The organism is Corynebacterium kalinowskii, assembly GCF_009734385.1.
Classification (GTDB): Bacteria; Actinomycetota; Actinomycetes; order Mycobacteriales; family Mycobacteriaceae; genus Corynebacterium; species Corynebacterium kalinowskii.
Genome location: NZ_CP046452.1, coordinates 2,472,598 through 2,495,194, shown reverse-complemented (window position 1 = coordinate 2,495,194; position 22,597 = coordinate 2,472,598). Strand labels below are relative to the sequence as shown.

Here is a 22,597-nt window from a genome sequence, read left to right as displayed (position 1 = left end):
TAGGAGGATTGGTAGAATAAGCGGGGTGTATTCCGATGAAACCGCCCGTTTGGGCATGCTCGCCCGCGCAACCACCGCGCTGGAAGACCTTTCCGAAACTCTGGCCCCTCTGGCCGCACGGTTTGGGGAGCAAGGGCACGCCCTCTACCTGGTGGGCGGATCGGTGCGCGATGCGTTACTCGGCAAGCTGAGCCACGACCTTGACTTCACTACCTCCGCTCGTCCGGAGGTGACCCGAGCCATTCTTGACGACTACGCCGATGTCGTGTGGGACACCGGGATCGACTTCGGAACCCTGTCTGCAGAAAAGCACGGCCAGCAGATCGAAATCACCACCTTCCGCTCCGATACCTACGATGGTTCCTCCCGTAACCCGGAGGTCCAATTCGGATCGAACTTGGAGGGCGACCTGGTTCGCCGCGATTTCACTGTCAACGCGATGGCGGTGGAGATCCTCGGCGATGGCACCCTGGAATTCCATGACCCGTTAAATGGGCTCGACGCGCTGCTTGCTGGTGAATTGGATACGCCGGCGTTGCCGTCGCAAAGCTTCCACGATGACCCGCTGCGCATGTTGCGCGCCGCCCGCTTCGTCTCCCAGCTGGGTTTTAGTGTCGCACCCCGCGTGCGCGAGGCGATGGCTGACATGGCGACGGAGATCGATCGGATTACTGCGGAACGCATCCAGGTGGAGCTCGATAAGCTCATCGGCGGCGAGGCCCCGTGGGACGGCTTCGATCTGCTGGTGACCACGGGACTTGCCGACCGCATCCTGCCTGAGCTTTCCGGCATTCAAATGGAAGCCGACGAGCACATGCAGCACAAGGACGTCTACGCCCACTCCATGACAGTGTTGCGTCAGGCCATGGAGCAAGAAGAAGACGGGCCCGACCTGGTGCTGCGCTGGGCAGCGCTGCTTCACGACGTGGGCAAGCCAGCCACCCGTTCCTTTGATTCCGGCCGCGTGAGCTTCCACCACCACGAGGTGGTCGGCGCGAAGCTAGTACGCAAGCGCTTCCGGACACTTAAGTACTCCAAGCAGATGACCTCCGATGTGTCTCAGCTGGTGTTTCTCCACATGCGCTTCTACGGCTACGGTGAGGACGCGTGGACCGATTCCGCGGTGCGACGCTACGTGGCCGATGCCGGGGAACTCCTCCCCCGCCTGCACAAGCTCGTTCGCGCCGACTGCACCACCCGCAACAAACGCAAGTCCGAACGACTCCGCCGCGCCTATGATGGGTTGGAAGAGCGGATCGCGGAGTTAGCGGAAAAGGAAGACCTAGCTCGCGTGCGCCCAGACCTCGACGGCAACGCCATCATGTCGTTGCTCGGACTGAAGCCTGGTCCCGAGGTAGGTCGCGCTTGGGCGTACCTCAAAGAGCTGCGCCTGGAGCGCGGCCCGCTCACCCCCGAGGAAGCCGAGCAGGCGTTGCTCGCCTGGTGGAAGGAACAGTAAATGGAAGACTTCTTTGCCGACCGGCTCTTTCGCGCGCTCGAGCTTGGCGATGTCCACCCCGGCACCCTACTCCTGGCCGCCCCCGGCATGGACCTGGACTTTCGTACTCGCAGCGTCGTGATGGTGGTCGAACAAACCGCTGAGCACACCCTTGGCGTAGCCCTGAATATGCGCGGCGACATCGCCGTAGCCAACGTGATGGAGCACCTAGTTCCCCTCGTGGCCAAACCCCAAGCGTTTTACGTTGGTGGCGAAGAGAATCGCGATTCGATCGTCGCCCTCGGCGTACTCAAGGCGGGACTCACGCCCGCTGCCTTGGCGGAGGTGCCGTTCGTGCGCTACCTCGACCACCGGATCGTGGTCATCGACCTGCGCACCCCCATTGAACAGCTGCAAGACATCGTCGAATCCGTCCGCCTGTTCGCTGGCTTCATCGAGTGGCAAGGCAATGATCTTGCCGAAGAACTGGGCCAAGGCTACTGGTACGCCACCCCAGCTCTCGCCTCCGACATCATCGCGCCGGGGGCCGTGGACCTTTGGGCCGAGGTGCTGCGTCGCCAGCCGATGCCGCTGCCGCTATTCGCGACGTTCCCGGCCGACCTGGAAGACAACTAGAACTTCTGCATGGCCTCTTGCCACAGCCCCTCAAATTCCTCTGCCGTCATGCGGTCGGAAGTGATATCAGGGAGATCGCCCCAGGAATCTGGGTGCGGAATGAGTTGCTGGGGTGGGTGGGACATGCCGTGATTGAGGGGCGGTTGGCGTCGAAAAGCGCCGGTGATGAGGCCGTCTTCGGTGGCTTCCAGCATGCGCGCTGGCTTGCACAGCGGTGAGCCCTCGGCGTGTTCGAGTTCGGCGAGGTGGACGACGGGAGCGATTCCGGGGACCCGCAGCGTGGTTTTAACATAGAGAAGTTTCACGTGAAACCACCTTAGTGGGGCTGCTTGGCGTAATGCGAGGCCAGCAGCGAGCAGATCATCAGCTGGATCTGGTGGTAGATCATTAGCGGCAAGATGAGCAGACCCAAGCCACCGGAGCCGAAGATGACGGCCGCCATTGGCAGGCCCGTGGCCAGGGACTTCTTGGAGCCACAGAATTCGATGGCGATGCGGTCCGCGCGGTTGAAGCCCAGCAAGCCTGCGATCCAACGGGTGAGCACCAGCATTGCGATGACCAAGACCACCGAGAAGCCACACAGTGCGAGGATCTGGGTCAGTGAGACGCTTTGCCATACCCCGGCCACCATACCGGCGGAGAAAGCCGAATAGACCACCATGGTGATGGAACCGCGGTCGACGATTTTCGTTGCTTTGTGCGCCGCGACGCCCTTTACCCACTTACGAGCGAGCTGGCCGAGCACGAACGGCAAAAGCAGCTGAACGGCGATGTCCATGAACACCTGACCATCTACCTTGACCCCTCCCCCAGCCTGCATCGTCAACATGACCAGCAGCGGGGTAATAATCACCCCGAGCAGGTTCGACGCACTGGCGCTCACGATGGATCCGGCAACGTTGCCGCGCGCGATGGAGGTGAAGGCCACCGAGGACTGCACCGTCGACGGCACCAAGGTCAGATACAAAATGCCGTCCCCCATGCTCCCCGCGAACGGCCTAAGCCCAAGTCCAATCAGGGGGTAGAACACGAAAGTAAACACGAGGATGGTGAGGTGGAGCCGCCAGTGCTTGAAACCGGCGAGTGCCTCTGCGGGAGACAAACGCGCACCATAGAGGAAGAACAGTAGCGCGATGGCGATGGAAGTGGCGATCGAAAACGCATGTGCGGCGGCGCCGGACACCGGGGCGATGATAGCCACGACGACGGCGAGCACGATGAGCACGATCAGGATGTCTACTTTCGGCTTCATACGGCAACTGTAGGAAAAGTTGAGACATGTTTCACGTGAAACGGCGTATTCTTAGGACTCATGAATATATTCGCGCCGGTGACCATCCGTGACCTGGAGATTAAAAATCGCATCTGGCTGCCACCGATGTGCCAGTACCAGGTGACTACGGAAGACGGCGTGCCTAACAACTGGCACCTCACGCACTACGGCGCCCGCGCTGTCGGTGGCTTTGGCCTCATCATCGTTGAGGCGAGCGCCGTGGCTCCCGAGGGGCGCATTAGCCCGCGCGACACCGGCCTCTGGTCGGCCAAGCACATCCTTGCCTGGCATCCCATCGTGTCCTTTGCGCAAGCGCAGGGAGCAAAAATGGCGGTGCAGCTCGCTCACGCCGGGCGCAAAGCGTCGACTTACCCCGGACTTCCCGGTTTCTCTCGCGGAACCGTCCCACCGGCGGAAGGTGGCTGGGAGACGATCGAGCCCGGCTCCATGACTCACGCTGAAGTGCTGCAGATTCCCAGCCAGTTTGCCGAATCGGCCCGCTGCGCCGTCGCTGCTGGCTTCGACGCCGTTGAAATTCACGCCGCCCACGGCTACCTACTGCACCAGTTTTTGTCGCCACTGAGCAACACGCGTATCGACGACTACGGCGGCACTTTCGCTGGACGCACCCGCCTCATTTTGGAGGTCGTCGACGCTGTCCGCGACACCATTCCTGAAGGCATGCCGCTGATCGTCCGCGTTTCGGCGACAGACTGGGTCGACGAGCAGGCATCCTGGGACGTCGCTCAGACGATCGAGCTCACGCGCCTGCTGCAGGAACGCGGCGTGGATGTACTGTCCGTTTCCAGCGGTGGCCTGGTCCCAGCCGACATCCCGGTTGCGCCGAACTATCAAACCGATCTTGCGGCCGAGATTCGTCGCGAAACCGGCATCTTTACCGCCGGCGTCGGCCTGATTACAGAACCAGCGCAAGCCAACGGCTATCTGGAACGCGAAGAACTCGACGCTGTTCTCATCGGTCGCGCCGCACTGCGCGATCCGCACTGGCCGTGGCGCGCCGCGCATGAGCTTGGGGCCGAGTTCGATGTGGCTGCGAGCTACGCCCGCGCGACCTGGAGCTGATCGCCCTCTTTGGTTAGCTTGGCCGGAGCCATGGCGCCTCGCGCCGGGCCGGAGACTACTGACCCGTCTTCTAGGCTAAAGACCGAGTTGTGCTTCGGGCAGATGGCCTGTCCGCCTTCGATCTTGTTGATGTCAGCGCCCTGGTGGGGGCACACGTTGCTGTATGCCTTGTACACGCCTGCGGATGGTTGGGCGATGATGAAATTATCGACCAACACAGCGCTTCCGACAGGTACGTCTGAGATGGCGACGCCACCTGCCTTCTCGCTGCCACACGCGGCGAGCACCGCACCTGCGAAGGTGGTTGCGGTGCCGAGGAGGAACATACGCCTGCTGCAAGAAAAATCAGTCATGGCTTAGAGCCTACGCAATTTCCCTCTTACCTGCGAAAATCCACGCCGCGATCAACCCGATCGTGCCAATGATCATCATTGCCACCCAGGCCGGCCATGCTGAGGTGTCCTCGGAGTAGATCGTATGGCCGAAGGCCGAGGTCTTGAGCAACCATTCGGGAGCCTGGAACAATGGTGCGATGATGGAGACAACTGCCGAGTAGATCAATGGCAGCCAGGACACCCACGCTTGTTTCGGCCAGAGTCCAATGAGTAGTGCCGTCAGGCCCGCAAGCACGAGCATCGGGGCCACCTGGGCGGCGTTCGCTGTGGCAGCGACCTTCCACACGTCCTCTGCATGCTTTGACTGCAGCATGACGCCCAGAACACTACCGGCAACCATGGCTAGGACGACTCCCACAATGAACGTCACCGTGGAGGCTGCTTGCAGCTTCATTGGCAGCTCCCGGGACGTGCCCTGGGCCCGGATTAGATCTACGTGCCGATCGCGCTCCTCACCGCGCAGTTTCATTACCCCGGCGACTGCAGCAACGGCCATGATGATGCCGAGGAAGTCAGCCATGTAGGTCAGAAAGGCGATTTCAAGATTCATACCGCCGAACATCTGCTTGAAGATCTGACCTGTGGTCTCGTCTTCTTTCAGCAGATCATCCATCGAGGAACTGAGGCTCGACATGAACAGGGAAATAGCGAACGCGGTGATCACCCACGTGAGATGGAAACCGCGATCCAGCAGACGGCGTAGCTTCCACGGGCTTCCAATAGCACGTGGCTTTGGCGCCTTGCGCTGCGTAACGGGGAGAATTCCCATGCCGTACTCTCGACCGCGCTCCGCGTAGAGCCACAGTGCAGCCAGAGCCGTGGTGGCGGCAAAGGCGATGCCAAGCACCCAGAATCGGTCATCGGTGAAGGGTCGCACGAGGCCAAACCAACCCAGAGGGGTGATCCAGTTGAAGAAGTCGATGCCTTGGACGTCGGCAAGCGCGCGCGACATGTACCCCAACCCCACTAGTAATAAGCCGACGCGGGTGTGTTCATTACGGGTGAACAGACTAGCGGCGGCCGCGAGGACTGCCGAGCCAAGGGTGCTGATGAAGATGGCGAGGCCGTAGGCAACGGCTCCCTTGGTCGACATTTCTCCGTAGAAGGCATTGAGGGCGACGAGAACGCCAGTAATGCCCAAGCCGAGGATCAACGAGACAGCGGAGACGAGGAGCAACGTGCCGAGGGCAATGTCGAGCCGGCTGAGACCTGTTGCACGGGGCAGCTCCCCTAGGCTGCTCGCTTCCGGCTTTCGGTAGCATCGGAAGGTCAAGATCACGGCCATCACCGCGCTGAGGATCAACAGCCAGCCCGCGCCCTCCCATGCCATGAGTTGGCCGAGGGTGCCAGGATCGTACAGCTTGCCGTACATGGCGCGCATGCCTAGATTGATTTGCATGCCGCTGATGAGTCCTTGCCGGTCCTCGACATTTGGATAATAAGACTCATAGGCGGGAATAAACATGGTGGGTATGGACCATAATGGGATAATCCAGGCAAGTAAAAACACCCGATTTATTCGTAATTCATGCCGAGCGTAAGTTAGCGCTTTCATTGGTCACTCCCATCATTAGCGTATGCCTTGAGGAATGTCTCCTCCAGGCTCGCGGTAGTGACAGAGATGTTGGTTGCGCCTTGGGCAAGCAGCCGCTCGAGGATGGCGTTCACGTTAGTCTCCGGAACCGTTTCCAAGATGTGCTTCCCATCGACGTTGGCACTCACCCGGTGGCCGGCAAGTTCGCGCAAAGTGTCGATTTTGCCCCGTTGAGCGACCCGACCGTCTTTAATCACAGTGACGGAATCACAGAGGGCTTCTACCTCACTCAGAATGTGGCTTGATAGCAGTACTGAAGCCCCGCGCTCGTTGTCTTTCTTCAATTGGGCTTGGAACACCCGCTCCATCAGCGGATCGAGGCCGGCGGTCGGCTCGTCCATAATGAGCAGTTCTGCGTTAGCGCTGAGTGCTGCGACGAGGAGCACTTTGCGACGGTTGCCCGTCGAGTAGCTCTTCGCCTTCTTGGTTGGGTCGAGTTCGAAGGCTTCTATGAGTTCCTTCTCCCGTTGTCGATCTGTCGGTCGACCGCGCAGACTCTCGAGCGCGCGGAAGGTCTCGAAGCCGGTGAGGTTCGGCCATAAGGTGACGTCGCCGGGGACGTATGCCACCCGCTTGAGAACTGCCGGATTAGTCTTGGGGTCCTCCCCCAATACGCGTACTTCCCCACTCTTTGGATGAAGCAGGCCGAGCAGAGTGCGAATGGTGGTGGACTTGCCGGAGCCATTCGGCCCCAGAAATCCATGGATGCTGCCTTCCTCGACAGACATGTCGAGGCCATCCAGCGCCTTGAAATTTCCGAACTGAATGGTGAGGTTGTTGATGGTGATGACGTTCATGGTTGCTCCAAAACGTAACGCTCGAGAAATCTTCTGATGTAGAGCTTGTGGTTGGGGTGCGGGTAGGCGAGGTAGATGAGTTTGATGCCGCCGGGAGTGCCGAAGAACTGCTCAAAGACGCGTGGCATCTGTTCTGGGGTGAAGCCGGACAGCCGGATGTGCTCGTCCATCATCTGATCGATTTCCCGCTCGGCGTCCTCATAAGAAAGCTCGGTAATGCTGCGGAAAGAGCGGAACATGCGCAGCGCGAGGTCTAGATATTCTTCCGAAGGGTCTTCCGACCACAAGTAGTCCAAGCTATCGAGGAAGCCAAGGTGGGACAGCACTTCGACCATGCGCTGTTCGCGCTTGATCACCTTGCGCATCACGGGATCGTCTTCCCGCTCCAGCAAAAGCCGATAAAAGTTCGTAATGCGCTGTGGCAAAGGAATGGCAGTGGGTGCCTGATTATGTCGTTCCTCTAGGCGCTGAAGCCGCTCCTTTTGTTCCAGTAGCGCGCCTATTTGCTCGTCGATGCTGCGCTTGGTGGCGGCTAGTTCGGCCTGCGCATCAACCTCGGCAGAGCCGATGAGTTTCTTCACCTGGCTAATACTGAGCCCGCTGGCGACGAGATTCCGCACGCGGATTAGCCGAACCAGATGGTCAAAGCTATAGTCGCGGGGTGTGCCGCGCGGGATCGGCAGCAGCTCCTCCTGGTGGTAATAACGCACCGTGCGGACCGTCGTTCCCGCGGTGTCCGCTAGTTCTTTGATAAGCACACCTTTATTACACCCAGTGACGCTACGTCACTGTCAAGTGCTAGCGCGTGTCTACAAAATCACCGAGCACACCCCGCCAATGAATCTTCATGGTTTCACGTGAAACATTGTCTTCGAGTCCGTCGTGGTTCACCGCAAAAGTGACCTTGCCACCAGGCTTTTCTTGGCAGGTGATGACAACTTTAGAGCCGTCGATAAGCTGCGTGCGCCAGTAACGCCACTTTTCCGTCGCGGACGTGCTGGGCTCGGAACCGGCCATGGGGAGGCGGTCGGGAGTCATAAAGCGAGTAAACGCTTCGAAAGTTGCCTCCCACTCCCCTGGCATGGTCTTGCTCGCGCTCGCTGAAAAGGTGCCGGCGCAGGTCTGGCCTACGACGCGTCGGCCGATCTGCTGCTCCACCGCGACCGTCAGGCTCTGCGCCCACCAGGCGGGCACGCCCTTATCGACGAACCAAGCTGCCATCTCGCGGTGGGTCAGGGCGCTCGGATCGCCGAGCTCACGCAGCCACTCCTCGAGGGTCTTGCCGGTTGGCTCTTTGAATCTCACAGCGCGCTCTTGAACTCGGCGATGTGGTGTGAGATCTGGTCCTGCTGGCCGGCCTCGATTAGTTTCACGAGCGCGGAGCCAACGATGACGCCGTCAGCGCCAGCGTGGCGAGCGGCCTTGACGTGCTCTGGGGTGGAGATGCCGAAGCCGAGCAGCACCGGGGTGTCAGACTGCGGGACGGCCTCAAAGGTAGCCTCTCGCTCGGTGCCGGTGACCCCGTCGCGGGAGACGGCATAGATGTATCCCTCGGAGTGTTCTGCCACCATCGCTAGGGTCTCTTGAGAGGCATGAGGGGGCGCGATGAACACTTGCTTGATGCCGTGCTTCTTCGCGGCCGCCCGGAATGGCTCCGATTCGCGGACGGGAACGTCTGGGATGAGCACGGAGTCGGCCCCAGCGATCTTTAGTGCCTCGTAGAACTCACCAAAACCCATGGAGAAGGCCACATTGCCGTAGACGAGCAAACCGATGGGAACCGTCGGATGCTCCGCACGGATCTCCCCCACCAATTCCAGTGCCTTGGTTGGAGTCGTGTCTGCGGCACGGATATGGGCGCGCTGGATGGTTGGGCCGTCAGCGACTGGGTCGGAGAATGAAATGCCGAGCTCCAGGGCGTCGGCGCCTGCTGCAATGGCCTGATTGATGATGCGCTTCGATTCCTCGTAGGAGGGGTCCCCCAGCATGAAGAACGGCACGAAGACACCGTCTTTACGAGCGAACAGCTCTGCGTAGCGATCCATTAGTTCCCCTCCAGGGTTCGTTTCACGTGGTCGATGTCCTTATCGCCGCGGCCAGACAGGCTTACCAAGATCTTGAGCGGCTCGTCGGTGCGCTTCAGCGCGTAGGCAAGGGCATGGCTGGACTCGAGCGCTGGGATGATGCCCTCATTCTTGGACAGCAGTTGGAACGCGTCCAGCGCCTCGTTGTCTGTGATTCCGACGTACTGGGCGCGCCCGGTGGCGTGCAGGTGGGCGTGCTGCGGACCGACGCCCGGGTAGTCGAGGCCGGCAGAGATGGAGTAGGACTCCTCAACCTGTCCGTCAGCGGTGCGCATGAGGTACGAGCGCGCGCCATGCAGGATGCCGATCTGTCCAGCATTGATGGTGGCACCATGCTTGCCGGAATCCAGGCCCTCGCCTGCGGGCTCAACGCCCACTAGCTTCACTGTGGGTTCGTCAATGAAGTCCGCGAAGATACCGATCGCGTTGGAGCCACCGCCGACGGCCGCGACGACCATGTCGGGCAGTCCGCCAGTCTGCTCCAGCATCTGTGCTTTGGCTTCGGTGGAGATCACTCGATGGAACTCGCGCACGATCGTCGGGAACGGGTGCGGTCCTGCGGCCGTGCCCAGCAGGTAGTGCGAGTTGGCGTAGGTGGCAGTCCAGTCGCGCAGCGCCTCGTTCACCGCGTCCTTGAGGGTACCGGAGCCGGTATCCACGGGGACGACCGTCGCGCCCATCAATTCCATGCGATAGACATTCGGCTGTTGGCGAGCCACGTCCTTGGCACCCATGTAGATGGTGCATTCGAGGTCCAACAAGGCGCACGCCAGCGCCGTCGCGGTGCCGTGCTGGCCTGCCCCAGTCTCCGCGATGATGCGAGTCTTGCCCATGCGCTTGGCAAGCAGCGCCTGTCCGAGCACCTGGTTCGTCTTGTGGGCGCCACCGTGGACGAGGTCCTCGCGCTTCAGGAAGATTCGCGCCGGGCCGCCGAGGTTGCGGCATTCGTACAGCGGGGTTGGGCGACCCAGGTAGTTCTGGAGTAGATCGGCCAGTTCGGCCTGGAAGGCTGGATCGTTCTGGGCGTCGACAAACGCCTCCTCCAGCTGGTCAAGCGCTGGGATGAGCACCTCGGGCACGAACTGCCCGCCGAACTCACCGAAGTATGCAGGTAGTTTCACTGGTGCTCCTTGATCATCTGGAATGCTGCCACGAGGGCGGCTGGGTCTTTGTGGCCCGGCGAGGTTTCGAAGCCGGAGTTGAGGTCGAGCGAGATTTCGTGCTGCAAGGCGGCCTTGAGGTTGTCTAGGTTCAGGCCGCCAGCCAGCAGTGCCTTGCCCTTGACTTCTGCCGGGATGATCGACCAGTCAAAGGACTGGCCGGTGCCACCCTGGCCGGTGTCGAGCACGAGCTTATCGACGAGCGGAGCAAGGCTAACGGCCAGTTGTGGCCCCTCCTCCGCCGTCATATCGATAGCGCGCCAGACCTCCAGACCCGTTGCGCGGGCTTGGGCAATCAGCGCCTGCTCCTCCTCCAGTGTGCCGTTGGCGCTGTGCAGTTGGATGGCATGGAAGCCGGTGGGGTCGATGTCAGGTGTGCGAGTGACGGCGACGTACTTGAGGCCCGGTTCGGCCGCCATGATTGCCGAACATGTTTCACGTGAAACATTGCGCGGGGACTCTGCCACCAGGATCAGGCCGCCATGAGTCGCGCCAGCTGCGTAGGCGACTTGAGCATCTTCAGGACGGGTGAGACCACAGACCTTGTTATCGCCGTAGACGAGCTCGCGCACTGCCGATTCGACGTCTGCGCTACCCGACAGATGCGAGCCGACCAGGAAACCATCCAGGAAGCCCATGGTCTGGATGACCGAGTGGGAGCGGATGCCGGACTCCCCGATCACCACGGAAGCCTCCAACATCGGAGCCAGCCGGGCGGAGCGGGTCAGGTCGATGCTGAGATCCGAGAGGTCGCGGTGATTAATACCGACAATCCGTGCGCCGAGCGCGTTCGCCCGGCGGGCTTCCTCTTCACTGACGACCTCCGTGAGGACATCCATCTGCAACGATGCGGCGACCTCGGCCAATCCGCGGTACTCCTCATCAGTGAGAACAGACAGCATAAGCAGCACCGCGTCGGCACCGAAGTAGCGTGCCGCACGAATCTGCACCTCGTCCACGATGAAGTCCTTGCACAGCACGGGAAGGTGCGTGGTCGCCGCAACGGTGGCCAAATGGGCATACGATCCCTTGAACCACTTTGGCTCGCACAGCACCGAGATCCCGGCTGCGTAGCGCGAGTACACCTCCGCGAGCTCGCGAGGACGGTAGTCGCCCCGAATCTCCCCCAGCGACGGCGAAGCCGACTTGCATTCCATAATGAACTGCGGGCCAGGCTGGGCCAGCCACTCTTCCAGGGAGCGCGTTGACTTTTGTAAGGGCTTGCCAGCTACCAGTTCTGCAATCCCCGGCAGATGCGTCCTGCGCTCTGTCACAATCTCATCGAGAACCATAATTCGCCTCCTCGTGACGCGCGAGCCATTCGCGCACCGTCCCGTCCTGTAACAAACCATAGGCATGTTCCGTGCCGGCGCGCAGCGAATCAGCAATACCCGACAAGTAGAACATCGCACCAGCGTTGACCGCCACCGCATCGATGTGCGCTTGAGGGCCCTCACCTGCGAAGACCGCACGCAGGTGGCGGGCATTTTCGACGCCATCACCACCAGCCAGGTCCTGTAGCGCATGCGTGCCGACGCCCAACTCCGCTGGCGTCACTGTGTACTGCCGGATCTCGCCGTCGGCAAGCTCCCAGACCTGCGTCGGGCCGTGCACGGCGATCTCGTCGGTGCCAGAGCCGTGCACGACCAGCGCGCGACGGCGGCCGAGTTCGCGCATGGTTTGGATGATGAGTTCAGCTTGCTCGGGGCGCGCTACACCCATGAGCTGTAGGTCCGGGCGGGCCGGGCTGAGGAGCGGTCCCATGGTGTTAAACAGCGTGGGGACTTTGAGCGCGCGGCGGACGTGCTGGACGTGGGCGACCGCTGGGTTGTAGGCCGGGGCGAAGAGGAACGTGAAGTTGGCGTTTTCGAACTGGCGAACCGCGCGGTCGACATCAAGATCGAGTGGGATACCGAGCGCTTCGAGCACGTCCGCCGAGCCGGACTGGGAGGAGACGGAGCGATTGCCGTGCTTGATCAACTTGCACCCGCCTGCGGCCGCGACGAGCGAGGCGCCGGTCGTGATATTGATGGTATTCGCGCCATCGCCGCCGGTTCCGGCGGTATCGAGAATCCCCTCCCCCGTGATTGGGAAGGGCCGGCCAGCGTTGAGGAAGGCCAGCGCGGCACCGGTGATGTCGGCTAGGGTCTCGCCACGGGTGCGGATGGTGGCCAACAGCGCGGCGATGTGAACGTCCTCGTATTCGCCGATGGTGAGGGGTTCAAAGACCGCTCGGGCCTCTTCGACGGTCGGGTGGTGGTTGTCGAGGAATTCATGAAGTTTCACGTGAAACACTCCAAACAGAAGTCGAGTAGTTGTTGGCCGTTGGGGGTCAGGATGGACTCAGGGTGAAACTGCAGGCCGATCATCTTGTGTTCGACCGAGCGCGCAGCCATAACAATGCCCTCGCACTCGGCCAACAGTTCTAGACCGCTGGGCAGTTCCGTGCAGCCGAGAGAGTGATATCGAGCGACAGACTGGCCGTCGAAAAGCGGGTGCGTTGAGGTGAGAGTGTCGCGGAAGCCATGGACCGGGCCGACTTCGCGCACGTCCCCGCCGAAGTGTTCCAGGATTGCCTGGAAGCCGAGGCAGATACCGACGATGGGCACCTCCCCCTTGAACGCTTGAATGATTGGCTCCATGTTCGGTCGACCGGGGCCGGGCGAGAGCACGATAGTGGTGGGGCCCAACGCTCTAATCTGTTCTGGCGTCGCGGTATTGCGAACTACTGTCACCTCGCCGATCGCTTCGACAAGGTTATATGTGAAGGAGTCTCTATTATCGATGAGCACAATCATTGGAGTGCCTCCAATACTGCTTTTGCCTTGTGTTTTGTTTCGGCTGCTTCACTGGCCGGAATGCTATCGCGGACAACGCCAGCTCCCGCTTGGACGATGGCGATCCCATCCTTGACAAATGCGGAGCGGATGACAATGCAGGTGTCCATCACGCCCTGGTGTAGGTAGCCGACGGCGCCGCCGTAGCTTCCCCGCCGAGCCAGTTCGAGTCCGCGAATGAGTTCGGTGGCGCGGATCTTCGGGGCTCCGGTGAGTGTGCCCATGTTCATGCAGGCACGGTAGGCATCCAAAGCATCCAGATCTGGGGCCAAAGTTCCGGTAACTTGTGACACTAAGTGCATAACTCGGGAGTACTTATCTACACCCATGAGTTTCGTCACTTGACGGTTAGTGCAAACACGGGCGAGGTCGTTGCGGGCGAGGTCTACGAGCATCGTGTGCTCCGCAATTTCCTTCGCGTCAGTGCGCAGGAGGAGTTCCAAGCGCTCGTCCTGCTCTGGGGTCGCGCCACGAGGCTGGGTCCCCGCGATCGGATAGAGCTCGATCTGTCGGTTGGATGGATCGTACTTCAGTGAGGATTCCGGGCTGGCTCCGAAGAGTTCGTAGTCTTCGCCTTCAATGTAGAAGAGATAGGGACTTGGATTGGATTCCTTCAGGCGGAGATAAGCCGCGAAAGCGTCGGTGCACGGGCGAACGAAGGCGCGTGAAGGGACGGCCTGGTAGATGTCGCCGGAGTGGATGTTGCCCTGCAGCTGGCGAACCCAGTCTTCGAATTCCGAGTCCGAGACTTCGGGCGGCAACTTAACCGATGTTTCACGTGAAACATGGGAAGTTTCCTGCGGTTGGCCCCCGCGAAACTCAACGCTGTTGGTGGCGTGATCGATGTGAAGTGAAATCTCGGAAACCAAGAACTCGTAGTCCGGGAAAGTGTTCAATCCCTCGGCTACGGGCGGGAGATCTTCGAAGGACTCCAGGTAGTCGAAGGCGAAGCCACCGATGAGTAGCTCGTCAAACTCCAGGAGTTTCAATGGCAGCAGCGAGCTTGGCTCCTTCAGCCGGTCCCGCTCATCCAATGCGCTGGACCGCGGGAAAGTATAGACGCCCCCGGTACCGTATTGCTGCAGCTCATTGTCCAAGAATGCGGCGATGCTCTCCCCTGCCGGACTCAGGACCTGCACGGTGACGGTGTCCCCGACACACGTCAGCTTTGCCTTCGCCTTGAGGATCGCAAGAGACTTCACCGGGTTCTTGTGTAGGTCAGCGGATTCGAGCAGCGCCGTATTTGGCCCGCGGTACTTGGCGTAGATGTCAGCGGCGGAGATCATGATAGCTTCGCAATCGCCTCGTCCACCCCGTTGCTTTCGAGGATGGTGCGAACATAATCGACATCTTTGTCGCCACGACCAGACAGGTTCACCAGGATGTTGATTGGCTCGGTCGCGTTCTCGGCAAGTTTGAGCGCATAGGCAAGCGCGTGCGAGGACTCGAGGGCTGGGATGATGCCTTCCTTGCGGGCCAACAGCTGCAACGCCTCGAGGGCCTCGGCATCGGTTATGCCAACGTACTGGGCGCGACCGGAGTCCATGAGGTATGCGTGTTCTGGTCCGACGCCCGGGTAGTCGAGGCCAGCGGAGATGGAGTGGGAGACGCCGACCGAGCCGTCGTCGTGAAGCATGGCGTAGGACTTCGAGCCGTGCAGGATGCCGATGGTGCCACGGTTCAGCGGGGCACCGTGACGCGGGGTATCAAGGCCCTCACCTGCGGGTTCGACGCCGATGAGTCGCACTTCTTCGTCGCCGAGGTAGTCCGCGAAGGCACCGATCGCGTTGGAACCACCGCCGACAGCAGCCACCACCACGTCCGGTAGCTTGCCTGTGCGCTCGATCATCTGCGGCTTGGATTCGCGGGAAATGACGGCCTGGAATTCCTTCACGATGGTCGGGAACGGGTGCGGGCCAGCTGCAGTGCCGAGCAGGTAATGGGTGGTTTCGTAGGAATCGACCCAGTCCTGCAGGGCCACATCAATCGCGTTGCCCAGGCCGTTGCCATTCTCCTCCACTGACACCACCTCGGCGCCCATCAGGCGCATGCGGTAGACGTTCGGTTGTTGGCGAGCAACATCCTTGGCTCCCATGTAAATCGTGCACTCCATGCCGAAGAGGGCGGCGACCATGGCGGTAGCGGTGCCGTGCTGCCCAGCTCCCGTCTCGGCGATGAGGCGGGTCTTGCCGAGTCGTTGAGCGAGCAGTGCCTGGGCCACCACCTGGTTGCCCTTGTGTGCGCCGCCGTGCACGAGGTCCTCGCGCTTTAAGAAGATGCGGGCGTTGGGAAAGGTAAGGTTCTTCGTTTCCGTGATCGGGGTCGGACGGCCGAGGTAGTTGGTGTAAAGGTCGTTCAGTTCCTGGCGGAACGTCGGATCCGCCATGGCATCGACGTAGGCCTTCTCAAGCTCGTCTAGTACCGGTAAGAGTTCCTCGGGAACGTACTGGCCACCGAACTGTCCGAAGTAGGCGGGAAGCAGGGTCTTGCGCATTGTGTCTTGTCTCCTTAGATTTGTTGTTCCAGGTAGACAGACATAAAAGTGGCCCGCTACCTGTGCGGTGCGGGCCGATTTTTCGTGCGTGAATGAGGGGGCCCGCTGCTAGGGCCACCACCAGAAGTTCACGCGAGAAAAAGTCATGTGGCTAGAGTAACACTATGTTAGGAGTTTTGGGAACCGAATCCCGAAATTCCCTCCCTCGCAGCCTGAATAAGGTGCGAAAACCTAGGTTGCATCGGGGGTAAATGTTTCACGTGAAACCATGCCACGTCGGTTGATTCATCGTCGGCTGGGTATGGATCGGTGTCTGCTGTGGGGCGACACACGAACGCAGTGTCGACGTATGAGGTCACGTCGCCGTTGGGGTACTCCACCGGGCCCACCGCCTGCACCCACAAGAGCTTTTCGACGGCTACCTCCAGCCCCGTCTCCTCCTTGGCCTCGCGAACAGCGGTTACATGCGGCTCCTCGCGGGGATCGCAGATCCCCGTCACTGGGGTCCACTCGCCATTGTCCGAACGCTTGACCAGGAGGACCTCGTCGCCTTTGAGAATGATTGCAGTCACGCCCGGCAACCATAGCTCGGTATGGCCGATCTTCTTGCGAAGATCGAGGATGAACTCGGGTGTCATCGCTGGTTCATCGCCTTGCGCAGCGCTGCTACATCGACCTCTGGCTTCGGCTCTTCAGAACCACAGTTGCAGTCCTCGCCACAGCCTTCGTCCTTGTGCTGGCGGTCCATCAAGTGAGCGGCCTTGGCACCGTTGTTCGCGCCGATGCCCAGGAAAACAGCGGCTACGAAAATGGTGAGGGCGAGGAAGATAAGGGCGAGGAGCGTCGATAAGCGCAGGCCAACGAGTCCGCCGAACAGCAGAGATACGCCGGCGGCCACCCACATTGGGCCAGCAACCGCGTGGGAAACGTCCCAAGCTTCCTTAGACTTACGCACCTCCGGCACCTTCAAGCCGATCAGCGGATTGCCGGGGAGTCGACGGGCGGTGGCCAGGCCACCGACTACCAACAGGGCAGCTGCCAGGATGAGGACCACGATGGAAAGAATTGTCATGACTTACATCTTAGAGCCCTCGTGGCTTTTTATATTTTCCGAGGTCGTGCATAATTTAGGGGACTTACAGAAAGGTACCCCCATGCAGAAATTTACAGAATCCCTGCTGTTCAAAGTAATCGTTGCCATCATCCTGGGCATCGTATGCAGCTTCTTCTTCCCGGACTGGCTGGCGCGTGTGTTTGTCACGTTCAACGGCTTGTTCGGCAACTTCCTCGGCTTCTTCGTGCCGATCCTGATCTTCGCCCTGATCACGCCAGCAATTGCCTCATTGGGCAAGGGTGCTGGCAAGTGGCTCGGCGTCACCACCGGCATCGCCTACGCATCCACCATCATCTCCGGTTCGCTCGCGTACCTGGTTGCAGTAACCGTCTACCCGTGGCTCCTCAAGGGCCAGTCCATGGTGGAAGCAGCCGACATTGATGCTACAGCCCTCACCCCATTCTTCGAGGTAGAGATGCCGGCCCCGATGGAGGTCATGGCGGCGCTGCTGCTGGCTTTCACCGTCGGTCTGGGCATGACAGCAGTCAAGTCTGACACGCTCTTCGCGGCGGCTGACGAGCTGAACGAGGTGATCATGAAGGTGATCGCCAAGTTCGTGATTCCGCTCCTGCCGGTCTTCATCTTCGGCATGTTCCTGTCGATGGGTATGAACGGCAACCTGATGCTCACGCTCACTGCTTTCGGAAAAGTACTGATCCTCGCGACCATCATGACCTGGATCGTGCTGCTCCTGCAGTTCCTGCTTGCTGGCGCAATTTCCGGCCGCAACCCTTTCACCTCGCTCAAGAACATGCTCCCTGCGTACGGCACCGCGCTCGGCACCTCGTCCTCCGCAGCCACCATTCCGGTCACCTACGCCTCCACCTTGAAGAATGGTGTCTCCGAGGCCGTTGCGGGCTTCGTGATCCCACTGTGCGCCACCATCCACCTCTCCGGCTCCATGATGAAGATCGGCCTGTTCGCCTTCTCCATCATGTGGATGAACGGCATGGACATGCCACCAGCGCAAATGTTCGGCTTCATCTTCCTGCTGGGCATCATGATGGTCGCAGCCCCTGGCGTCCCGGGTGGTGCCATCATGGCCGCGGTTGGCCTGCTGCAGACTAACTTGGGCTTCGACGACGGTCAGATCGCCCTCATGATCGCCGCGTACATCGCCATCGACTCCTTCGGTACCGCTTGTAACGTCACCGGTGACGGTGCCATCGCGATGATGGTCAACAAGTTTGCTGGTGGATCCTTGGATCGCTCCGCGACGACACAAGGCGACGAAGAGCTCGTTGAAGAGGTCTTCGGCAAGTAGCCGCGCTTTAAACAAGCCCCGGTTCTTCACTCTCGTGGAGGCCGGGGCTTTTTCTGTGGCTAGTGGGCGTGCCCGCCACCCAAATGGTGCAAGAGTTCGTGGATGCGATCATCTACCAGGCGGTGGCGCACTTCCCTACCGTCACGTACCGGGCTGATCACGCCAGCAGCCTCCATGTTCTTCAGCGCGGCTGAGGCGGTGGCCGTCTTGATGCCGGTGAGTTCGGCCAGCTCGGAGACTGTTGCTTCAGCTGGGCCTCGGTAATGCATCGCGAGCAGCAGCTTCAGTCGGGTCGGGTCGCCGAGGAGCTTGAACAGCGGGGCCCATTCGTCGCCGAGGTGTAGCAAGTCGTCCATATCCCATAGTCTAGTTGTCATGGACCGCATCCAGCTCAAAACTTTCCAGCCGCTTACCCGCGTGCGCACACTTGAAGCCACGGGCGAGCTGCGGGGCAGCTGGGCGCAGATCTTGTCGGTCAGTTATGATCCCGCTTACCGAGACATGGTGAGTGAGATGGCGCGCGCCGGGATTGATTGCGCTGGCAACCCGCCGATCTGGGCGTGGTACGGTCCGCTCGCGCTTATCGACGCCACCATGCTGCTCAACGAGGAATATGACCTACCCAAAGGCTATGCCACTATTACCTTCACTGCGCCGCGCGATCTCGTGCTGCTCAGCGAGTATGGGCCGTGGTGTGAGGCGCTCTTCCCCTACCGGCCCTGGCGGGCTCCCACTCCGCCCCTGATTCCGGATCCAGCCGTGCAGCTGCAGGCGACGCTGCCGGTGATTCGTGCTTCCTGGGTCAGCGATATCACTGAGCTGCCTACCTCGGGTTTCGATGAGTTGGATATGGAGCAGCCTGTGTAGCTAGGTTTCACGTGAAACATCGGGGATCGATGCCTACAGTGCCGTCAGATACTCCAAGATCGCCTTAACTCTGCGGTTTTCTTCCTCTGGCGGGAGCCGCAGCTTCATGAAGATATTGGATACGTGTTTCGCCACCGCCGCCCCGGATACTACTAGCGAAGCGGCGATTTCGGAGTTGGAGAGCCCGCGCGACATGAGCTCCAGAACCTCCTTTTCTCGCGGGGTCAGCTCCCCTAGCCCAGAGCGCCCAGCTGACATCAGTGCCGAAGCAACGGTTGGGTCGATCACCGTGCCGCCGCGAGAAATGATGTCTAGGGACTGCAAAAAGGATGCGACATCGGCCACGCGATCTTTAAGTAAATACCCCGTCCCAGCCGTGGTCGCGCCAGCAAAGAGGTCCACAGCGTAAGCGGGAGCCACATACTGGGACAGCACCATGATTGCGAGACTTGGGTAGTTTGCGCGCAATGAAACCGCAGCTTTCATACCATCGTCGGCCATGTTGGGCGGCATGCGAACGTCGGTGATGAGGACATCGGGAAGCGTGGGGAGGGCGTCGAAAAGCTGCAGCAGCTCGGTGGCGCTGGCCGCCTGGCCGGTGACCGTGTGGCCACGGCGCTCCAGCAGGCCGGCAAGGCCCTCGCGAAGCAGTGCGGAATCGTCCGCGATCACGATGTTCATGAGGCAACTCCTGGTTCGCCGCGGTCAAGCAGCAAGGGAATAGTGGCCACGACCCGGGTAGGGCCGCCCACGGGAGACGACAGCGTTAGGGAGCCATCAAAGGCCTCGAGGCGCTCCCGCATTCCGGCTAGCCCGCCGTTCGGCCTGATCACAGCGCCGCCGGGGCCGTCGTCCACCACAGAAATCCGCAAATCCGCATCGGCCGTCAGCAATACCGACACCTGTGCATTCGGGGCGTACTTGGCCGCATTGGTGAGCGCTTCTGACGCGAAGAAATACCCGGCTGCCAGCACGCTAGGTGAAAGTTCCGGCAACGGGTAGGGGGCGACCACCGCCGGAGCCGTCGGGTGCGCAGACACCGCAGCAACCAAGCCGCGATCGCTCAGCACCTGCGGATGAATCCCGTGCACCGTCGCCCGCAGTGACTCCAAACCCTGCGCGACGTCAGCCTGAGCCGCCTCAATGAGATCTGCAACGGACCCGGTCGCATCGAGGGAGGCCTCCCCCAGCTTCATCAGTGCCGCCACCAAATACTGCTGTGCGCCGTCATGCAAGTCCCGCTCAATGCGTCGCCGCTCAATCTCGTAGGCGTCCGCCACCGCGCGCCGGGATGCGGTGAGCTCCGCGATGCGAGCGACAGCCTCCGCTTCCCCACCTGCTGCTTTGCGACGACCGAACCACATAACCTCTAAGCCTAGTGGCCTACGCCGTGAAGCACAGTAGCCCTAGCACTACCGTGGAAATCAGTGCCTGCACCATGTTGCTTATTGGCGCGACCGACTGAAATGAGGGCCATGGAACAATTCACTTTGCATGACGTCACCAAGTCCTACGGTGGCGCACCCGTCCTGTCCGGTATCTCCCTCACCATCGCCGCCGGCGAGAAGGTCGCCATCATGGGCCCTTCCGGCTCCGGCAAATCAACCCTGCTGCACTGCATGTCGGGCGTCCTGCGTCCGACCAGCGGCTCCGTGCTTTTCGACGGCACTGACATCGCCCAACTCGGTGACGCTGCGCGCTCTCGCCTACGCCTGCGCTCCTTTGGCTTCGTCTTCCAAGACGGTCAGCTCCTGCCGGAGCTCACCGCGGCGGAAAACATCGCTCTGCCCGCAATGCTGTCTGGAGTGTCCCGCGGCACTGCCCGAAAGCGTGCCTTGGGGCTGCTCGAGCAGCTGGGCTTATCTGAGCTGGCTCATCGGCGCCCCGCCAACATGTCCGGCGGTCAGGCTCAGCGCGTGGCCGTGGCTCGTGCCCTGGTCACCGAGCCTGCTGTCATCTTCGCGGATGAACCGACCGGCGCCCTGGATCAGGCCACCGGCCATGAGATGATGCAGCTGCTCACCACCCTGGTCACTGGTCGCGGTACCACGCTCATCATGGTGACCCACGACGCGAAAGTGGCGAACTGGATGGACCGCCGCATCGAAATCCGCGACGGCATCATTCACGACGACCGCGTCTTGGGCGGTGTGTCCCGATGAAGATGATGCAACTGTCGTGGGACCTGCAAAAGGCTTCACTAGCGGCGCGCACTGGCACCGGCGTGGTGTCTGGTCTAGCGATCTTTTCGCTGACCGTCTGTTCTTGGATCGCCTTCATTGTCGCTGGCGGTACGTGGATGTTCTGGCAGCGCAAAGCTGCTGGCCTGCAGTTACCGGTCCCAATTCATGAAAGCAGACAAAACGATGATCTCTTGACCACCTATGTGGCACTCGCCTTCATCGCCTGCGCGTTCCTGGTGCCTGCGATCTTCGCGCTGACCTCGCAGGCTGCCGTGTTGGGCGCCTCAGGCCGAGAACGCCGACTGGCAGCGCTGCGCCTCATTGGTCTCACCTCGGGTGACATCACCCGCATCACGGCTTTTGAAACCGGTATGCAGGCAGTATTCGGCATTGGACTAGGTTTCTTGCTTTCCGTGTTCACAGCTCCGATTGGCGCGCGCTTTAGCTTTCAAGGGTCCCGACTGTCGGCCACAGATCTCTATTTACCCTGGTGGGGATACATTCTGGTAGCGCTGGTTCTTCTTGCCCTCGCGGTGCTCTCTTCCGTTATCGGCATGCAGCGCGTCATGGTCTCGCCACTTGGTGTGGCGCGCCGGGAAATCCCGAGAGCACTCAAGTGGTGGCGTCTCGCTATCACCCTTGCTGCGATTTTCGGCGGGCTCTTCTGGTTGCGCTTGCAGACCCCGTCAACGGAGAGCGGATTTCTGATCGGAATGGGGATCGCGGTGTTCATCATGGTGGCCGTGTTGAATTTCGGCATGCCGCTCGTGTTGCAGCTGTGGTTCCGCCTGATGGGGTTGCTGCCAGGCACCCAGCATTTTGTAGCAACGCGACGGATCTTCACCGATGGAAAGGCCGCTTGGCGGCGCTGCGCAGCTACTGCGTTTTACGGTGTCCTTGTTGGTGTGCTCGTGCTTTCCCCTCGCGGTAACGACGAGTTTTCCACCATGTTTCAAGAAAATGCCGAAGTGGGCATGATGTTCCGCGATCTCAACTCTGGTGTCATGATCACGCTGGTCATCGGCTTCATCATCGCCGCAGTGGCTACCCTGCTGGGACAAGCTTCCGACGTCTTTGAAACAGCATCGCTGACCAGGGCGCTCTCTGCGCTAGGCGTGCCGCGCCGCTTCCACTTCGTAGTGGCCACGTTCCAGATCATGGGCCCAATCGTGCTGGTCAGCCTATGTGGATTCGTGCTCGGCGGTGGCATTATGTTCGCCATGTTCGGCGGCGCTGGCGACATGGATGTTCCCGCTCGTGCACTCAACGCCTCCATCTTCCTGCTGGCCGGTTGGGCGTTGACGCTGATCGCACTGGTGGCGGTGGAGCCGCTGCGCAGCCGGGTACTGACTACCGGTGGGCGGAAGAATGATTAGGT

The 22,597-nt window shown here is 60.8% G+C and carries 26 protein-coding genes; 7 read left to right on the top strand and 19 right to left on the bottom strand.

Translation table 11 applies throughout. From position 1 onward, the window contains the following. Nucleotides 1–55 precede the first annotated feature (55 nt). Nucleotides 56–1,459, top strand: a complete 1,404-nt coding sequence (locus CKALI_RS12095; RefSeq protein WP_156193808.1) for a CCA tRNA nucleotidyltransferase — start codon at nt 56–58, stop codon at nt 1,457–1,459. Continuing rightward, entirely contained in the window at nt 1,460–2,074 is a 615-nt protein-coding gene (locus tag CKALI_RS12090; RefSeq protein ID WP_156193586.1) for a YqgE/AlgH family protein, read from the top strand. Here the strand turns inward: CKALI_RS12090 and CKALI_RS12085 are convergent. Continuing rightward, the gene (locus CKALI_RS12085) at nt 2,071–2,379 is read right to left on the bottom strand and encodes a hypothetical protein (protein WP_156193585.1); all 309 of its coding nucleotides are present in this window, start codon (nt 2,377–2,379) and stop codon (nt 2,071–2,073) included. The genes CKALI_RS12090 and CKALI_RS12085 overlap by 4 nt on opposite strands. A gap of 11 nt (nt 2,380–2,390) precedes the next feature. Next, nucleotides 2,391–3,326: a bile acid:sodium symporter family protein gene (locus CKALI_RS12080; RefSeq protein ID WP_156193584.1), complete on the bottom strand. Its 936-nt coding sequence runs from the start codon at nt 3,324–3,326 to the stop codon at nt 2,391–2,393. Nucleotides 3,327–3,386: 60 nt separating this feature from the next. On the opposite strand from CKALI_RS12080, the gene CKALI_RS12075 reads away from it, so the two are divergent. Further along, nucleotides 3,387–4,430 (top strand): NADH:flavin oxidoreductase/NADH oxidase, encoded by a 1,044-nt coding sequence (locus tag CKALI_RS12075; protein ID WP_156193583.1) that lies wholly within the window; start codon nt 3,387–3,389, stop codon nt 4,428–4,430. On the opposite strand, the gene CKALI_RS12070 is transcribed toward CKALI_RS12075, so the two are convergent. The 14 genes from CKALI_RS12070 to CKALI_RS12005 form a co-directional block, all read right to left on the bottom strand. Then, the gene (locus tag CKALI_RS12070; RefSeq protein ID WP_156193582.1) at nt 4,406–4,783 is read right to left on the bottom strand and encodes a Rieske (2Fe-2S) protein; all 378 of its coding nucleotides are present in this window, start codon (nt 4,781–4,783) and stop codon (nt 4,406–4,408) included. The two genes, CKALI_RS12075 and CKALI_RS12070, sit on opposite strands and share 25 nt — an antisense overlap. A gap of 10 nt (nt 4,784–4,793) precedes the next feature. Further along, on the bottom strand, nt 4,794–6,224 hold the full coding sequence (locus tag CKALI_RS12065) for a hypothetical protein (protein WP_156193581.1): 1,431 nt from the start codon (nt 6,222–6,224) through the stop codon (nt 4,794–4,796). 152 nt (nt 6,225–6,376) lie between these two features. Continuing rightward, a complete protein-coding gene (locus tag CKALI_RS12060; RefSeq protein WP_231580477.1) occupies nt 6,377–7,216 on the bottom strand; it encodes an ABC transporter ATP-binding protein in 840 nt (279 codons plus the stop codon). Continuing rightward, a complete protein-coding gene (locus CKALI_RS12055; RefSeq protein WP_156193580.1) occupies nt 7,213–7,974 on the bottom strand; it encodes a MerR family transcriptional regulator in 762 nt (253 codons plus the stop codon). Before CKALI_RS12055 ends, CKALI_RS12060 begins: the two co-directional genes overlap by 4 nt. Before the next feature lie 40 nt (nt 7,975–8,014). Then, nucleotides 8,015–8,521 (bottom strand): hypothetical protein, encoded by a 507-nt coding sequence (locus CKALI_RS12050; RefSeq protein ID WP_156193579.1) that lies wholly within the window; start codon nt 8,519–8,521, stop codon nt 8,015–8,017. Further along, on the bottom strand, nt 8,518–9,261 hold the full coding sequence (gene trpA / locus CKALI_RS12045; RefSeq protein ID WP_156193578.1) for a tryptophan synthase subunit alpha: 744 nt from the start codon (nt 9,259–9,261) through the stop codon (nt 8,518–8,520). Before trpA ends, CKALI_RS12050 begins: the two co-directional genes overlap by 4 nt. After that, complete coding sequence (trpB, locus tag CKALI_RS12040; protein ID WP_156193577.1) at nt 9,261–10,445, bottom strand: tryptophan synthase subunit beta; 1,185 nt, start codon at nt 10,443–10,445, stop codon at nt 9,261–9,263. The genes trpA and trpB (CKALI_RS12040) overlap by 1 nt, the downstream gene beginning before the upstream one ends. Further along, complete coding sequence (trpCF, locus tag CKALI_RS12035; protein ID WP_156193576.1) at nt 10,418–11,752, bottom strand: bifunctional indole-3-glycerol-phosphate synthase TrpC/phosphoribosylanthranilate isomerase TrpF; 1,335 nt, start codon at nt 11,750–11,752, stop codon at nt 10,418–10,420. Before trpCF ends, trpB (CKALI_RS12040) begins: the two co-directional genes overlap by 28 nt. Beyond that, the gene (gene trpD, locus CKALI_RS12030; protein WP_231580475.1) at nt 11,739–12,746 is read right to left on the bottom strand and encodes an anthranilate phosphoribosyltransferase; all 1,008 of its coding nucleotides are present in this window, start codon (nt 12,744–12,746) and stop codon (nt 11,739–11,741) included. Before trpD ends, trpCF begins: the two co-directional genes overlap by 14 nt. Continuing rightward, the gene (locus CKALI_RS12025) at nt 12,743–13,258 is read right to left on the bottom strand and encodes an anthranilate synthase component II (protein WP_156193574.1); all 516 of its coding nucleotides are present in this window, start codon (nt 13,256–13,258) and stop codon (nt 12,743–12,745) included. The genes trpD and CKALI_RS12025 overlap by 4 nt, the downstream gene beginning before the upstream one ends. Then, entirely contained in the window at nt 13,255–14,583 is a 1,329-nt protein-coding gene (locus CKALI_RS12020; protein WP_156193573.1) for a chorismate-binding protein, read from the bottom strand. Before CKALI_RS12020 ends, CKALI_RS12025 begins: the two co-directional genes overlap by 4 nt. After that, nucleotides 14,580–15,791 carry a tryptophan synthase subunit beta gene (gene trpB, locus CKALI_RS12015; protein WP_156193572.1) on the bottom strand — a complete coding sequence of 404 codons (1,212 nt, stop codon included), beginning with the start codon at nt 15,789–15,791 and terminating at the stop codon, nt 14,580–14,582. Before trpB (CKALI_RS12015) ends, CKALI_RS12020 begins: the two co-directional genes overlap by 4 nt. Before the next feature lie 167 nt (nt 15,792–15,958). After that, nucleotides 15,959–16,429 carry an NUDIX hydrolase gene (locus tag CKALI_RS12010; RefSeq protein ID WP_156193571.1) on the bottom strand — a complete coding sequence of 157 codons (471 nt, stop codon included), beginning with the start codon at nt 16,427–16,429 and terminating at the stop codon, nt 15,959–15,961. Next, complete coding sequence (locus CKALI_RS12005; protein ID WP_156193570.1) at nt 16,426–16,863, bottom strand: SdpI family protein; 438 nt, start codon at nt 16,861–16,863, stop codon at nt 16,426–16,428. Before CKALI_RS12005 ends, CKALI_RS12010 begins: the two co-directional genes overlap by 4 nt. A gap of 82 nt (nt 16,864–16,945) precedes the next feature. On the opposite strand from CKALI_RS12005, the gene CKALI_RS12000 reads away from it, so the two are divergent. Continuing rightward, nucleotides 16,946–18,169: a dicarboxylate/amino acid:cation symporter gene (locus CKALI_RS12000; protein ID WP_156193569.1), complete on the top strand. Its 1,224-nt coding sequence runs from the start codon at nt 16,946–16,948 to the stop codon at nt 18,167–18,169. A gap of 59 nt (nt 18,170–18,228) precedes the next feature. Here the strand turns inward: CKALI_RS12000 and CKALI_RS11995 are convergent, their stop codons facing one another. Beyond that, nucleotides 18,229–18,525, bottom strand: coding sequence for an ArsR/SmtB family transcription factor (locus CKALI_RS11995; RefSeq protein WP_197079715.1), 297 nt, complete (start codon nt 18,523–18,525; stop codon nt 18,229–18,231). Nucleotides 18,526–18,544: 19 nt separating this feature from the next. Between CKALI_RS11995 and CKALI_RS11990 the strand changes: the two genes are divergently transcribed. Next, nucleotides 18,545–19,036: a hypothetical protein gene (locus CKALI_RS11990; protein WP_156193567.1), complete on the top strand. Its 492-nt coding sequence runs from the start codon at nt 18,545–18,547 to the stop codon at nt 19,034–19,036. Nucleotides 19,037–19,069: 33 nt separating this feature from the next. Here CKALI_RS11990 and CKALI_RS11985 read toward each other — a convergent pair whose 3' ends face one another. Together CKALI_RS11985 and CKALI_RS11980 are read right to left on the bottom strand one after the other, a co-directional pair. Beyond that, nucleotides 19,070–19,717 (bottom strand): response regulator transcription factor, encoded by a 648-nt coding sequence (locus CKALI_RS11985; protein WP_156193566.1) that lies wholly within the window; start codon nt 19,715–19,717, stop codon nt 19,070–19,072. Then, entirely contained in the window at nt 19,714–20,400 is a 687-nt protein-coding gene (locus tag CKALI_RS11980; protein WP_156193565.1) for a sensor histidine kinase, read from the bottom strand. The genes CKALI_RS11985 and CKALI_RS11980 overlap by 4 nt, the downstream gene beginning before the upstream one ends. 102 nt (nt 20,401–20,502) lie before the next feature. On the opposite strand from CKALI_RS11980, the gene CKALI_RS11975 reads away from it, so the two are divergent. After that, the gene (locus CKALI_RS11975) at nt 20,503–21,198 is read left to right on the top strand and encodes an ABC transporter ATP-binding protein (RefSeq protein WP_156193806.1); all 696 of its coding nucleotides are present in this window, start codon (nt 20,503–20,505) and stop codon (nt 21,196–21,198) included. Next, nucleotides 21,195–22,595, top strand: a complete 1,401-nt coding sequence (locus CKALI_RS11970) for an FtsX-like permease family protein (RefSeq protein WP_156193564.1) — start codon at nt 21,195–21,197, stop codon at nt 22,593–22,595. The genes CKALI_RS11975 and CKALI_RS11970 overlap by 4 nt, the downstream gene beginning before the upstream one ends. Nucleotides 22,596–22,597: the final 2 nt, after the last annotated feature.